Consider the following 12,792-nt stretch of genomic DNA (forward strand, 5'->3'; position numbering starts at 1 on the left):
CGTGGGAGAGTGTTTTTGAACAGTGATCATGAGGTCTTCACCGGTCGCCGGGAAGACATAAGACTTGTTACCGGCCAGGGCGCATATACCGCTGACAAAGTGCTGGATAACCAGCTCTACGCCGCTTTTTTAAGAGCCGACCAGCCGCATGCGCGCATCGTTTCGATCGATGTCGAGGCGGCGCTCGCCGCACCGGGCGTCCATATCGTGCTGACCGGCAGGGATGCGCTCGAAGCGAGCCTGATCGCCCCCGGCCCGCTGGTCTCCTTCCCCGGCGTCGATGGCATGAAGATCAAGGCACCGCACCGCTATGCTCTGTCGACCGACCGCGTCCGTTTCGTCGGCGAACCGGTTGCCATGGTCGTGGCCGACAATGCCGAGGCGGCTGCCGATGCGGTCGAGCTGATCGCGGTCGACTACGAGGATCTGCCGGCGATCATCGATCCGGAGGATGCGCTGGAGGACGGCGCGCCGCAGCTTTTCGACGATGTGCCGGGTAATCTCGTCTTCCTGCACAGTTTCGGCGACAAGGCGACAGCCGATGAAGCCTTCGCCAAGGCCGCGTATATCTCGACGCTGACGGTCGAGTCGCAGCGCGTCGCCGCCAACCCTCTCGAACTCAAATCCTTCATGGCGGCATACGACGCCGAGACGGAGGTCTTCGACGTCTATTCCGCCAGCCAGGGCACGGGCCTTGCCGATGGCCTTGCCCGTTTCACCGGCCACCCGCCGGAAAAGGTGCGGCACCACATGGGCGATGTCGGTGGCAGCTTCGGCATCCGTGGCGCACCCTACCCGGAATATGCGGCGATCATGCTTGCCGCAAAGAAACTCTGTCGGCCGGTGCGCTGGACCGCCAGCCGCACCGAAAGCTTCCTCGCCGATTATCACGGACGCGCCGTCCGGTTCACCGGTGAGATGGCGCTCAGCGAAGCCGGCGAATTCCTCGGCATCCGAATGAACGTCGTCTGCGATCTCGGCGCCTACCATTCGCCGGCCGGAGCCTTGATCAACGTGCTGAACCCGATGTTGACCGGCACGGGCTGCTACCGCATTCCCGCCGTCTTCGGGCTCAACCGCCTCGCCTTCACCAATACCTCGCCGATCGCCGCCTACCGTGGCGCCGGCCGTCCGGACATCAATTATTTCGTCGAGCGGCTGGTCGATCAGGCCGCCACCGATCTCGGTATGGACCGGATCGAGATCCGCCAGAAGAACCTGATCCCCGACGACGCCTATCCCTACAAGACGCCGACCACGATTTACGACAGCGGCAGCTATGTCGCGATGCTGGAAGAGGCCGTCTCGATCTCCGACTGGAAGGGTTTCGAAGCCCGCCGGAAGGAATCGGAACAGCGCGGCCATCTGCGCGGCATCGGCATGGGCGTCTTCGTCGAGCCTTCGGGCGGCGGCCATATGCCGGAGGAAACCGAGATCCGCTTCGAGGCGGATGGTACGCTAACGCTCTACACGCTTTCCGGCTCTGCCGGGCAGGGGCACGAGACGGTGCTGCCGCGGCTGGTCGCCAAGGAACTCGGCATCGACGAGAACCTGATCAACCTGCGCGCCAACAGCGTTCATGCGCCTCACAAGCTCAAGGGTGCCGGCACGATGGGGTCGCGCACCATGGCCTCGCACGGCGCCTCCCTGACGATCACCTCACGCGAGGTGGTGAAGAAGGGCCTGAAGCTCGCCGCCGAGACGCTGGAAGCCTCCGAAACCGACATCGAATTCGATCACGGCCACTACAGGGTGGCCGGCACCAACATGTCGATCTCGCTTCTGGAACTGGCCGCCCGTAACCTCACGCCGGATGGCAACGCGCTGGACACACTGGCGTCGATCCAGCCGGAGCGAAATTTCCCCGGCGGCGTACATGTGGCCGAAGTGGAGATCGACCCGAATACCGGCGACACGAAAGTCACGTCCTATATCGGCGTCGACGATGCCGGCCATGTCATCAACCACACGCTGCTCGAAGGCCAGATGCATGGCGGTCTTGCCCAGGGCGCGGGCCAGGTGTTTGGCGAGCAGATTGTTTATGACCGCGACAGCGGGCAGATGCTGACCGCGAGCTTCATGGATTATTTCATGCCGCGAGCCGACTTCATGCCGACGCCGCGCTTCTTCGACCTGCCGGCCCCCTCGCCCACCAATGTGCTCGGCGTCAAGGGCGGCGGCGAAGCGGGCACGACGGGAGCGCTGCCGACGCTGATGAACGCCATCCTGGATGCGCTCCGGTCTGCCGGTGTCAAGGATTTCGATATGCCCGCAACGCCCTCCAGGGTCTGGGAGGCCCTCAAGGCCGCCAGGGAGGGCGCTCGATAAGTCTCCGATCCGCGCGCCGGTCGCCTATCCCGTTCGTGGATTGCGTGTACGCCTTGCGGGACGTTAGAAGTCCTTTCAGCGAACTGGAACGCAAGGCGTCGACGCAATGACACTGGACGACATCACCGACACCGTCATCGACCGGGCCAAGAATAGCCGGCGCTTCATCGTTGCGGTCGCCGGCCCGCCGGGCGGGGGAAAATCCACGCTCGCCGACGCCCTGCACGAAGCCCTGCTGGCGCGCGGCGAATTGGCAGAAGTCCTGCCGATGGATGGCTTCCATATGGACAACGGTATCCTGGAAGCCCGCGGCCTGTTGCCCCGCAAGGGCGCACCGCAGACGTTCGACGTGCGCGGTTTTGCGGATATCCTGAGGGCGGTGCGGCAGGGTGACGAGGAAGTGCTGGTGCCGGTCTTCGACCGATCGCGTGAGATCGCCATCGCCTCGGCCCGCCCGATTTCGCCCGATACTCATATCGTTCTGGCGGAAGGCAATTACCTGCTGATCGACGAAGCGCCCTGGTCGCGGCTTGCCGAAATGTTCGACTTCACCATTTTCGTCGGCCCTTCGGAGGACGTGCTGCGCGAGCGGCTCAAGGCTCGCTGGGTGCATTACGGGCTCGACGAGGCGGGGATCGCGTGGAAACTCGACGGCAACGACCTGCCGAACGGCCGCTACATCCTCACCCACTCGCGGCCTGCCGACATCAGGCTCGAAAGCTTCTGAGGCCTGTTGCGGACAATGCCGGACTAGAGGGCCACGCCCGTTTCGCGGTCGAAGACATGTACCTGTTCGGCCGGGATGTTGGCTTCGAACCGCGCGCCGTAGCGGGCCGGATATTCGCCGTCGACGATCGCGACCACCGGGTGGCCGGCAAGGTCGAAGATGATGTGGGTCTGTGCGCCGGTCGGCTCCACCAGCAGCGTCTGCCCGGCAAGCGCAGTCCCCCCGATGCCGGGGCTGAGATGTTCCGGACGCAGGCCGACCTTGATCGCCTGGCCGCGCTTTACCTTGCGATCCGGCGCGATGCGGATCGCGGTTCCGTCGCCAAGGCGCGCGGAGGGTTCGCCGCCATCGCCATCCACGGTGCCGTCGAGAAGGTTCATCGCCGGAGAACCGATGAAGGCGGCGACGAAGAGGTTGGCCGGCTTCTTGTACAGTTCCATCGGCGTGCCCTCCTGCTCCACCTTTCCCTGGTTGAGGACGACGATCCGGTCGGCGAGCGTCATCGCCTCGATCTGATCGTGGGTGACGTAGATCGACGTCGTCCCGACCTTCTGGTGCAGTTGCTTGATCTCGGCGCGCATCTGCACGCGCAGCTTGGCGTCGAGATTGGAGAGCGGCTCGTCGAACAGGAAGACGGCCGGGTTGCGGACGATCGCCCGGCCCATGGCGACGCGCTGGCGCTGGCCGCCGGAAAGCTGCGCCGGCTTGCGGTCGAGCAGCGGCATGAGGTCGAGCATGCGCGCGGCTTCGGCGACGCGTTCGGCAATCACCGGCTTCGGGGTGCCGGAAAGGCGCAGGTTGAAGCCCATGTTCTCGGCGACCGTCATATGCGGATAGAGCGCATAGGACTGGAACACCATGGCGATGTTGCGCTCGCGCGGCGTCAGCTCGTTGACCACTGCGTTGTCGATGATGACGTCGCCGCCGGTGATTTCCTCAAGCCCCGCAATCATCCGCAGCAGCGTCGATTTTCCGCAGCCGGACGGACCGACCAGAGCGACGAACTGGCCGTCTTCAATCGCCAGCGACACGCCGTGGATGACCGGGAGTGCCCCATAGGCCTTGCGGACTTGTCTGAGTTCGACGGATGCCATGCGAGTTACTCCGGGTCAGGGCTCAGGATTTCACCGCACCGGCGGTCAGACCGGCGATGATGTGCTTCTGGGCCAGGAAAAAGGCGATGATGGTGGGCAAAATGGTGAGCGTGATGAAGGCCAGCACCAGCTGCCATTCGGTGCTGAATTCGCCCCGGTAGATCATGATGCCGAGCGGCCAGGGATAGCGGCTCTCCGAATTCAGCATGATCAGCGGCACGATATAGCTGTTCCAGCTGCCGACGAAGGAGATGATGCCGACGGTGGCGATGATCGGCCGCGACAGCGGCAGCGTGATATGCCAGAAGAAGCGCATGTAGCCGCAACCATCCACGAAGGCCGCGTCGAAGAGTTCGGACGGTAGATTGCGAAAATAGTTGCGGAACAGCATGATGCTCATGCCCATGCCGAACGCGACCTGCGGCAGCACCACGCCCCAATATGTATCGACGAGCCCCAGATCGCGGATGCGGATATAGAGTGGCAGGATGGCGGTCGCCGCCGGAAACATCAGTCCGATCAGGAAATAGTTGACCAGATAATCGGTGCCGAAGAAGCGGATATGCGCGAAACAGAAGGCCGCCATGGCGCCGAACGTCAATGTCAGGAACACCGTCAGCAGGGCGATGATCAGCGAATTGCTCATCTGCAGCCAGTAACGCTTGCTGATGATGATGTCCGTGTAGTTCGACCACTGCCATTCCACCGGCAGGCCGAAGGGGTTGCCGCGCAGTTCGCCCAGCGTCTTGAAGCCTCCGAGCGCAGTGGTGATGAGCGGCACCACCACGATTGCCGCCACGATGATCAGCGACGCGTACATATAGACCTGCGTGCCGGCGCGGATGCGCTGGCCGGAGGTCGGCGCGCTGGCGGCATCGATGGGCTGTGCTGTCGAGATATCAGTCATTGCGCATGAATACCCGCTTGTAGCTGAAGGCGAGCGTCACGCAGATCACGAACAGCACCACGCCGACGGCGCTGCCGAACCCGACCTGCATGCGGGTCACCCCGAAATTATAGAGGAACGTCACCATCGTCTGCGTCGAGTTCGACGGGCCGCCGCCGGTAAGCGGCATGATCATGTCGAAGAGCTGCAGCGAGCCGACGACTGCAAAAAAGACGGAGAGACGCACGGTGGAGCCGAGCAGTGGCAACGTCACGAGCCGGAACTTCTGGAAACCGGTCGCACCGTCGATGTCTGCCGCTTCCAGCACGCTCTTGTCGATCGCCTGCAGACCGGCAATGAAGAGCATCATGTGAAATCCGAAATACTTCCAGACGACGACGCCCAATATCGCGTACATCGCCACGTCCCGGTCGGCCAGCCAGAAAGGCGGTTCGACGCCGATGAAATGCGAGATGCCGGCGACGAGACCGAAATCCCCGTCATAGACGAAACGCCAGATCATGCCGGCCGCGACGTCCGCAAGCACGTAGGGCAGGAAGAAGATCAGCCGGAAGAACAGCGCGCCCTTGATCCGGCTGGAAATCATCGTCGCCAGCCAGAGCGCCAGCGGCACCTGCACGCAGAGCGAGGCGAGCACGATCAGGCCGTTGTTGATCAGTGCCTGGGTGAAGGCACTGTTGCGGAAAATGAGCTGGTAGTTGCGCCAGCCAACCCATTGCGTCGGGCTACCATAGCCGTTCCAGTTGTAGAAGGAATACCAGGCGGCTTCGCCCATGGGCAGAATGACCAGCACCGTGAACACAAGAAGCGCCGGCGGCAGGAACAGGATCAGCACCGGCCACTTGCTGTTGGCGAGCGACCGCTTGCTGCGCCGCGAGACCGCAAGCGTTTTCCCGGAAGGCACGGCGTTGGCAGACATCAGCGTATCGCTCATCGATTTTTCGAGCCTTTCAGGCTGCAAAACGGCGTCAGGCGAAAACAGGAACCGGCGCTCCCGGGGTCAGGACCTCAAGGAGCGCCGGCACTGCGCTTACTTGCGCTCGAGAGAATAGGCATCCTCGATCTGCTGCGCGGCGGCAGCCGGCTTCATGCCGCCGGAAACCACTTCCACGCTGACGTCGTTGACGATCGCGCCAACATTGGGACCGAGATCCTGGTCGAGGAAGTTCTGGTGCCAGGTTTCCCTGGCAAGAGCTTCGGCAACTTCCTTCAGCAGCGGCTTGGAGATCGCTTCGCTCGCACCCTTGGCGACGGGCATGATCTGCGTATCCCTGGCGAGCACCTTCTGCACGTCGACGCTCGCCATGTAGCGGAGGAATTCTTCGGTTTCAGGCGGCGCGTTCTTGGTGACCACCCATCCGTTGAGACCGCCGAAACTGTCGGTGGTAACACCGGGCCCTCCGCTGACGACGGGGAAGGGGAAGCGACCGATATTGTCGTCGGCAAGGCCTTTGCGGCTCGTCGAATTCGACGCCTGGGTCGCGGGCGTATTCTCGAAGCTCAGGATGAGCGCGGCACGGCCATCGCCGAACGTGGCAAGCGCATCGTTCCAGGTTGCACCCAGATAGCCGTTCTGGAACGGTTCAAGCTTGCCGAGCTCAGCCATGCGCTCGCCGGCCTTGACGAAAGGCTTGCCGGCGAATCCATCGTTCTTGCCTGCCTTGGCGTCGGCAAAGCCCTTTTGCCCCGCCTCGCGCATCGAGAGATAACTCCAGTAGAAATGCAGGGGCCACTTGTCCCGCCCGCCGCCGGCAATCGGCGTCACGCCTGCCTGCTTCAGCGCCTTGACGGCACCGAGGAAATCGTCCCAGGTCGCGATCTTCGAGGCATCGACGCCGGCCTTCTTGAACAATTCCTTGTTGTAATAGAAGGAAACGAGGCCGCTCTTGAAGGGCGAAGCCCAGACCTTGCCGTCGAAGGTCAGACCGTCGACCGCGGAGGCATTCACCGACTTGCGCCATTCCCCTCCGTTGGCATCGAGCGCCGCATTGATCGGCCGCAGCGTGCCGGTCTCGGACTGCGCCTTGAGCACGCCGCCACCCCAGCTATAGAAGATGCTCGGCGCATCGTTCGACTGCAGAAGCGTCGGCAGCTTGGCTTTGAAGGCCTGGTTTTCGAGGAATTGCAGTTCGACCTTGACGCCGGGGTGCTTGGCCTCGAAATCCTTGGCGATCTGGTTCCAGACGGCTATGTTCCCAGGCACCTGCTCGACATGCATCCAGCGAATGACGCTGTCCGCCGCAGCAACGCCGGCCGTAAAGAGGCCACCCGCGAGAGCGACGGCGGTCGCGGAAATCAGACGCATCCTGTGATATCTGTTGGACATTGAAGGCGCTCCTCCCAAAGCTTTATTCCTGTATCCGAATTAAATAATCGGCAAGCCTGTCGCATCTGTCAATAGCCCCACGCGACATTCCCGGATTTTGGCGAAATTTGCGCCTTTCCCTGCTTTTATCTATTGCACACCGCCCAAAATCGGCTCTAGAACAAAGCGGATTTAATTTGCACCTCGAATTAAATGACGGTTCGGTGCAAAAGCCGACGAGTGCGCAGAAGAGATGAAAACCGCCGATCCAGAACTCATGCGTGCGATGAACCGCCTCAGCGTGCTGGATACGATCCGGCGGCGCGGTCCCATCTCCCGCGTCGAAATTTCCGAGCGCACCGAACTTTCGACAACCACCGTTTCCGCCATCACCGGTTCGCTGCTGGATGACGGGCTGATCCTGACGCGCCACGAGGGCGATATCCGCAACGAGGCGGTGCGTGGCCGGCCGCGCGTCATGCTGGAAGTCAATCCGGATGCCGCCCGCGTCGTCGGCGCCAAGATTGCTGCAAGCCGCATGGTCTTCGTCGTCACCAATTTCCGCGGCGACGTACTCTCCAAGCTCACCCTGCCGATCCGGATCGACCGCCAGCCGATCGCCGTCATCGCCGACCTCGTGGAGGACGGCGTGCGCCGCTGCGTCGTCGATGCCGGCCTGTCGCTGGAGGATGTCGACAGCGTCTGCCTCGGGCTTCCGGGCGTCATCGAACACCGCACCGGGCATGTCCGTTCGAGCCCGATCTTTCGCGAGATCAACATTGATTTTGCTGCCGAAATGTCGGCGCGCCTGTCGACCCCGACGATCGTCGAGAGCGATGCTCATGCTATCACGCTTGGCCATCACTGGTTCGGCAAGGCCCGCGATCTGCAGGATATGGTCCTGATCTCGCTCGAACAGACACTGGGCCTCGGCGTGCTGCACGGCAACCGGCTTTTCCGCGGCGCCGGCGGCCTCAGCCACAATCTCGGCGATCTCGTGCTCGGCACGGGACCGCAGGGCATCGTGAGGCTTTCGAGCCAGGCCGGAGAAAGCGCCATCCTCGGCGAGCAGCAGGCGGACGGGCGCTTTGCCGAAGCAGTAAGGCTCGGCCGCGGCATGACCCATGTCCAGGCACTGATCCAGGCCGACGACGACCGGCTGATCGCCGCAGCCGTTCGCGCCGGCGAGGCTGTCGGGCTGACGGTCGCCAATATCGTCACGCTGTTTGCGCCGCCGCGTGTCATCCTCGTCGGCTCATCGCTGGCGCTCGGCGAACCGTTCCTGAACAGCCTGCGCGATGCCTATGCGCTCGCCATTCCGCCGTCGCTGAAAGGCGTCAGCGAACTCGTCTTCGACGATTCGACCGACGATTTCTGGGCGCAGGGAGCTGCCGCCGTCGCACTTTACGAGCTTTACGAATCGCCCTGGAGCACCACCGGGCCGGCGCTCTGACGCGCGCCAAGGCACCAGAAATCATCAGCATTCATCGGGAGGAAACTATGGATAAAGTCGGTATCGGCATCATCGGATGCGGCAATATTTCGGGCGCCTATCTGAAAGCGATGACCACAGCCTTTCCGATCCTCGATATCCGCGGACTGGCCGATCTCAACCGCGATCTGGCCGATGCGAAAGCCTCCGAATTCAATCTCCAGGCCCGTACCGTCGATGAGCTGCTCGCCGATCCGAAGATCGAGATCATCGTCAACCTGACGATCCCCAAGGCGCATGTCACTGTTGCCCTGCAGGCGCTCGACGCGGGCAAGCACACCTATTCGGAAAAACCGCTCGGAATTAATTTCGCGGAAGGGAAAAAATTGGCGGAAGCCGCCAAGGCCAAGGGTCTGCGCATCGGCGCTGCCCCCGACACCTTCCTCGGCGGCGGCCACCAGACCGCCCGCGAACTGATCGACCAGGGCGTCATCGGCCTGCCTGTCGGCGGCACCGCGACCTTCATGTGCCCGGGCCACGAGCGCTGGCATCCGAACCCGGCCTTCTATTACGAGGTCGGCGGCGGTCCGATGCTCGACATGGGTCCCTATTACATCACCGATCTCGTCAACCTGCTTGGCCCGGTCTCGCAGGTCGCGGGCTTTGCCATCACGCCCCGCAAGGAGCGCATCATCACCAGCGAGCCGCGCAACGGCGAGCGCATTCCGGTACATGTTCCGACCCATGTGGCCGGTGTCATGGCCTTTGCCAACGGCGCGGTCGTTCAGATCGGCATGAGCTTCGACGTCGCCGGCCACAAACATGTGCCGCTGGAAGTCTACGGCACCGAGGGCACGCTGATCGTTCCGGACCCGAACCGTTTCGAGGGGCCTGTCGGTTATCTGAAGAAGGGCGGCCAGTTCGAGGACCAGCCCACCACCCTGCCCTATGCGGACGGCAACTACCGCTCGATCGGCGTCGCGGACCTGGCCCACGCGATCCGTTCCAACCGACCGCACCGGGCGAACGGCGATCTGGCGCTGCATGTGCTGGAGGTCATGGAAGCCTTTCACACGGCGTCCGCCGAAGGGCGCACGATCAAGATCACCACGGCCACGGAGCGGCCCGCTCCGCTGTCGGAATCGCTCGTCGATGGACGGCTGGCGAAATAATTCTGGAGGACGAACAAAATGCGTGAAGCACTCATCGTATGGGGCGGCTGGAGCGGCCACGAACCGCAGGAATGCGCCGAAATCATCAAGGACATGCTCGAGGAAGACGGTTTCAAGGTCTATCTCGAACATTCGACCGAGGCCTTCGCCGACCCATCCATTCACGATCTGAGCCTCATCGTGCCGATCATGACCATGTCGAAGATCGAGAAGGAGGAGGTGAAGAACCTCGCCGCAGCCGTTGAGAAGGGCGTCGGCATTGCCGGTTATCACGGCGGCGCAGGCGACGCATTCCGCGAGTCGGTCGACTACCAGTTCATCATCGGCGGCCAATGGGTCGCCCATCCAGGCAACATCATCGACTACACGGTCAACATCACACGGCCGGATGATCCCTTGATGGAGGGGATCACCGATTTCCCCTACACGTCCGAGCAATATTACATGCATGTCGACCCCTCGAACGAGGTGCTGGCCACGACCACGTTTACCGGCGACCACGCCTACTGGATCGACGGGGTGGTGATGCCGGTCGTCTGGAAACGCAAATACGGCAAGGGCCGCGTCTTCTATTCCTCGCTCGGCCACCAGGCGAAAGAATTCGACGTGCCGCAGATGAAGACGATCTTCCGCCGCGGCGCGAACTGGGCGGCGCGGTGAGGCAGTCTGATCTCCCCCCTTGCGGGGGAGATGCCCGGCAGGGCAGAGGGGGGTGCTGCGGCACATTCTTCGACAACTGAGTTCGCTGCACCCCCCCTCTGTCACCTCCGGTGACATCTCCCCCGCAAGGGGGGAGATTGGGAATTTGCCGCAGCGCCTCACATTCCCTTCAACGCTGCAAACATCTCCGCAAACGACGCATCCGTCCGATAAAACACCGGCGGGCTACCGATCGGCGACGCAACCGTCACATCTTCCCCACCTGCATATTCCTTCCCGCTCCACACATGCACCCACCTCATCCCTTCCGGCAGATAGACGTTCCGCACCTCCTGCGCTGCATGCCAGACGGGCGCCACCAGCAGTTCCGAGCCGTAGAGATAGGCATCCTGGATGGCATAGGTCTTCGGATCGTGTTCGTGATGCAGGAAAAGCGGCCGCTGCACCGGCAGACCTCGCGTGACAGCTTCCTTGGATAGCGTCTTCAGGTACGGCGCCAGATGCACATAAATCCGCGTCATCCGCGCAAAATGTTCCAAAACCTCAGGGTCTTGGTCGATCTGGATATTGTCACGTGGCCGGTTGCCCTCGTGGCTGCGCATGACCGACGTGAAGGCCGCCATTTCCGCCCATCGCATCAGCAGTTCCGGCGTGCGGACATTGCCGAACAGGCTCGTATAGCCGCCGATATCGGAGTGGTGATAAGCATTGCCCAACAGGCCGGATGAAAGCGCCGCGCACATCACGGTGACGAGCCCGTCATGGCGCGAAAAATCCACCGACTGGTCGCCGCCCCACAGCAGCGGGCAATGTTTCTGCACGCCGGTGAAGCCGGCCCGCATGAAGAACAGCGCCTCGCCCGTCTTGCCGCGGCTGGCGATCGCCTTGGCGTTGACTTCGGCCCAGAGGGTCGGCCAGGCATTGTGCATCAGCTTGGCATCGATGCCGTTCGCAAGTTCCACGTCGATCGGCAGGTATTCGCCGAAATCGGCCATCCAGCCCGTCAGCCCGAAATCCAGCATACGGCGACCGATGACCTCCTCGGCAAACCAATCGGCCGCTTGCCGATTGGTGAAATCGACGACGCCACAATCGAACTCGCCGAAATCGACGATCGCCGTGCGGCCGAGCTGATCCTTGGCGAAATAGCCCGCCGCTTCGGCTTCCGGAAACAGTGAACCATCGACACAGAGATAGGGATTGACGTAGCCGAGGAAGCGGATGCCTTCGCCGTTCAGCTCCGCGATACGCTGGCGCAGGTCCGGATAACGCTCGTCATTCGCCCGCCAGTCCCAGAACAGCCGCGATCCGAACGAGGTCTGGCGAAGGCCGACCCAATCCTCGCACCAGAGGCCGGAGACCTGGACGCCGGCACTGCGCATCTTTTCCAGCCGCTCGAAGGAATTGACGCCGTCCTTGAGGCCGATGATCGCGCCCTTGTAGACCCAGTCCGGCAGCTCCGGCTGCCGCCCGAACCGCAGCGACAGCGCCTCGACCAGTTCGACGAAATTCGGGGCGGCAAACAGTTCGATCCGCTCCGGCACCGCCCAGGCTTCGATCTCGTGAAACGTCTTGCGGCGAAAATCGAAGACGGAATAGGCGGTCGTCTCCACATGCAGCGCGTAACGCGACGAGGAGATGTAGGTCGGCTGCGGGTAGTTTGTGTTGTAATAGTCGCCACCCGCCTTGTCCTTCAGGTCAGACTTGAAGGTGATCTCGCTCGTCTTGTCGCGGCCGACGCCGGGCTCCGAGGTCCAGAGCGGGAAGCGGCGCCCGCGCATGTCGAAATAGGACATCTGCTCGCCGCCGCCCCAGACATGCTCGTCAGTGTCCGCATGAATTCGGATCCAGAAGCGGTTGATCGTCTCGTCCAATGAGCGGAAGTGCACGGCGGTTTCCGAGACCGTCAGTTCCAGCCGCGGCGCCCGGCCCTCGGCCTCCGAAAGGCTGATCGTGTTGCCATCGACATCCGCATGGCGCAGCGCGCTGCGCTCGACGATGTAATCCTCGACCTCGAAATTGCCGCGGTACATGTCCATCCGCTCCTGTCCCTGGCCGACGAATATGCATGGCGAGGCAGCGCTGTGCCGCAGGATGCTGCGGCCGTTCAGCGATATGGAAAAACCGTCTTGTGTCGTCTCGAATTTCATCTTGTCGGTACTCGATT

General features: G+C 62.6%; 10 protein-coding genes. 5 read left to right on the forward strand and 5 right to left on the reverse strand.

Going from position 1 to position 12,792, the window contains the following annotated elements; all coding sequences use genetic code 11:
* Window positions 1-15 precede the first annotated feature (15 nt).
* Together LZK81_RS17985 and LZK81_RS17990 are read left to right on the forward strand one after the other, a co-directional pair.
* Window positions 16-2,328, forward strand: a complete 2,313-nt coding sequence (locus LZK81_RS17985; RefSeq protein WP_233954122.1) for a xanthine dehydrogenase family protein molybdopterin-binding subunit — start codon at window positions 16-18, stop codon at window positions 2,326-2,328.
* Window positions 2,329-2,434: 106 nt separating this feature from the next.
* A complete protein-coding gene (locus tag LZK81_RS17990) occupies window positions 2,435-3,055 on the forward strand; it encodes a nucleoside triphosphate hydrolase (protein ID WP_046624611.1) in 621 nt (206 codons plus the stop codon).
* 23 nt (window positions 3,056-3,078) lie between these two features.
* Here the strand turns inward: LZK81_RS17990 and LZK81_RS17995 are convergent, their stop codons facing one another.
* The 4 genes from LZK81_RS17995 to LZK81_RS18010 all read right to left on the reverse strand — a co-directional run bounded on the left by LZK81_RS17995 (window position 3,079) and on the right by LZK81_RS18010 (window position 7,382).
* Window positions 3,079-4,149 carry an ABC transporter ATP-binding protein gene (locus tag LZK81_RS17995; RefSeq protein ID WP_233954123.1) on the reverse strand — a complete coding sequence of 357 codons (1,071 nt, stop codon included), beginning with the start codon at window positions 4,147-4,149 and terminating at the stop codon, window positions 3,079-3,081.
* 22 nt (window positions 4,150-4,171) lie between these two features.
* A complete protein-coding gene (locus tag LZK81_RS18000) occupies window positions 4,172-5,056 on the reverse strand; it encodes a carbohydrate ABC transporter permease (RefSeq protein WP_233954124.1) in 885 nt (294 codons plus the stop codon).
* Window positions 5,049-5,975 (reverse strand): carbohydrate ABC transporter permease, encoded by a 927-nt coding sequence (locus LZK81_RS18005; RefSeq protein ID WP_233956613.1) that lies wholly within the window; start codon window positions 5,973-5,975, stop codon window positions 5,049-5,051. Before LZK81_RS18005 ends, LZK81_RS18000 begins: the two co-directional genes overlap by 8 nt.
* Window positions 5,976-6,086: 111 nt before the next feature.
* Window positions 6,087-7,382, reverse strand: coding sequence for an ABC transporter substrate-binding protein (locus tag LZK81_RS18010; RefSeq protein WP_233954125.1), 1,296 nt, complete (start codon window positions 7,380-7,382; stop codon window positions 6,087-6,089).
* A 232-nt stretch (window positions 7,383-7,614) separates the two neighbouring features.
* Here LZK81_RS18010 and LZK81_RS18015 point away from each other — a divergent pair, with 232 nt between their 5' ends.
* The 3 genes from LZK81_RS18015 to LZK81_RS18025 are packed head-to-tail and all read left to right on the forward strand — an operon-like array spanning window position 7,615 to window position 10,625.
* A complete protein-coding gene (locus tag LZK81_RS18015) occupies window positions 7,615-8,814 on the forward strand; it encodes an ROK family transcriptional regulator (protein WP_046624608.1) in 1,200 nt (399 codons plus the stop codon).
* A 47-nt stretch (window positions 8,815-8,861) separates the two neighbouring features.
* Window positions 8,862-9,965 (forward strand): Gfo/Idh/MocA family protein, encoded by a 1,104-nt coding sequence (locus LZK81_RS18020; RefSeq protein ID WP_046624607.1) that lies wholly within the window; start codon window positions 8,862-8,864, stop codon window positions 9,963-9,965.
* 18 nt (window positions 9,966-9,983) lie between these two features.
* Entirely contained in the window at window positions 9,984-10,625 is a 642-nt protein-coding gene (locus LZK81_RS18025; RefSeq protein ID WP_233954126.1) for a ThuA domain-containing protein, read from the forward strand.
* 158 nt (window positions 10,626-10,783) lie between these two features.
* Here the strand turns inward: LZK81_RS18025 and LZK81_RS18030 are convergent, their stop codons facing one another.
* Window positions 10,784-12,775, reverse strand: a complete 1,992-nt coding sequence (locus LZK81_RS18030; protein ID WP_233954127.1) for an alpha-glucosidase — start codon at window positions 12,773-12,775, stop codon at window positions 10,784-10,786.
* Between the last annotated feature and the right edge of the window lie 17 nt (window positions 12,776-12,792).

This window comes from Neorhizobium galegae, from assembly GCF_021391675.1.
Classification (GTDB): Bacteria; Pseudomonadota; Alphaproteobacteria; order Rhizobiales; family Rhizobiaceae; genus Neorhizobium; species Neorhizobium galegae_B.

What these genes read in the sequence shown, in the direction of transcription:
- LZK81_RS17990 (WP_046624611.1), top strand. Translation starts at nt 2,435, where the DNA reads ATGACACTGGACGACATCACCGACACCGTCATCGACCGGGCCAAGAAT.
- LZK81_RS17995 (WP_233954123.1), bottom strand. Translation starts at nt 4,149, where the DNA reads ATGGCATCCGTCGAACTCAGACAAGTCCGCAAGGCCTATGGGGCACTC.
- LZK81_RS18000 (WP_233954124.1), bottom strand. Translation starts at nt 5,056, where the DNA reads ATGACTGATATCTCGACAGCACAGCCCATCGATGCCGCCAGCGCGCCG.
- LZK81_RS18005 (WP_233956613.1), bottom strand. Translation starts at nt 5,975, where the DNA reads ATGTCTGCCAACGCCGTGCCTTCCGGGAAAACGCTTGCGGTCTCGCGG.
- LZK81_RS18010 (WP_233954125.1), bottom strand. Translation starts at nt 7,382, where the DNA reads ATGTCCAACAGATATCACAGGATGCGTCTGATTTCCGCGACCGCCGTC.
- LZK81_RS18015 (WP_046624608.1), top strand. Translation starts at nt 7,615, where the DNA reads ATGAAAACCGCCGATCCAGAACTCATGCGTGCGATGAACCGCCTCAGC.
- LZK81_RS18020 (WP_046624607.1), top strand. Translation starts at nt 8,862, where the DNA reads ATGGATAAAGTCGGTATCGGCATCATCGGATGCGGCAATATTTCGGGC.
- LZK81_RS18025 (WP_233954126.1), top strand. Translation starts at nt 9,984, where the DNA reads ATGCGTGAAGCACTCATCGTATGGGGCGGCTGGAGCGGCCACGAACCG.
- LZK81_RS18030 (WP_233954127.1), bottom strand. Translation starts at nt 12,775, where the DNA reads ATGAAATTCGAGACGACACAAGACGGTTTTTCCATATCGCTGAACGGC.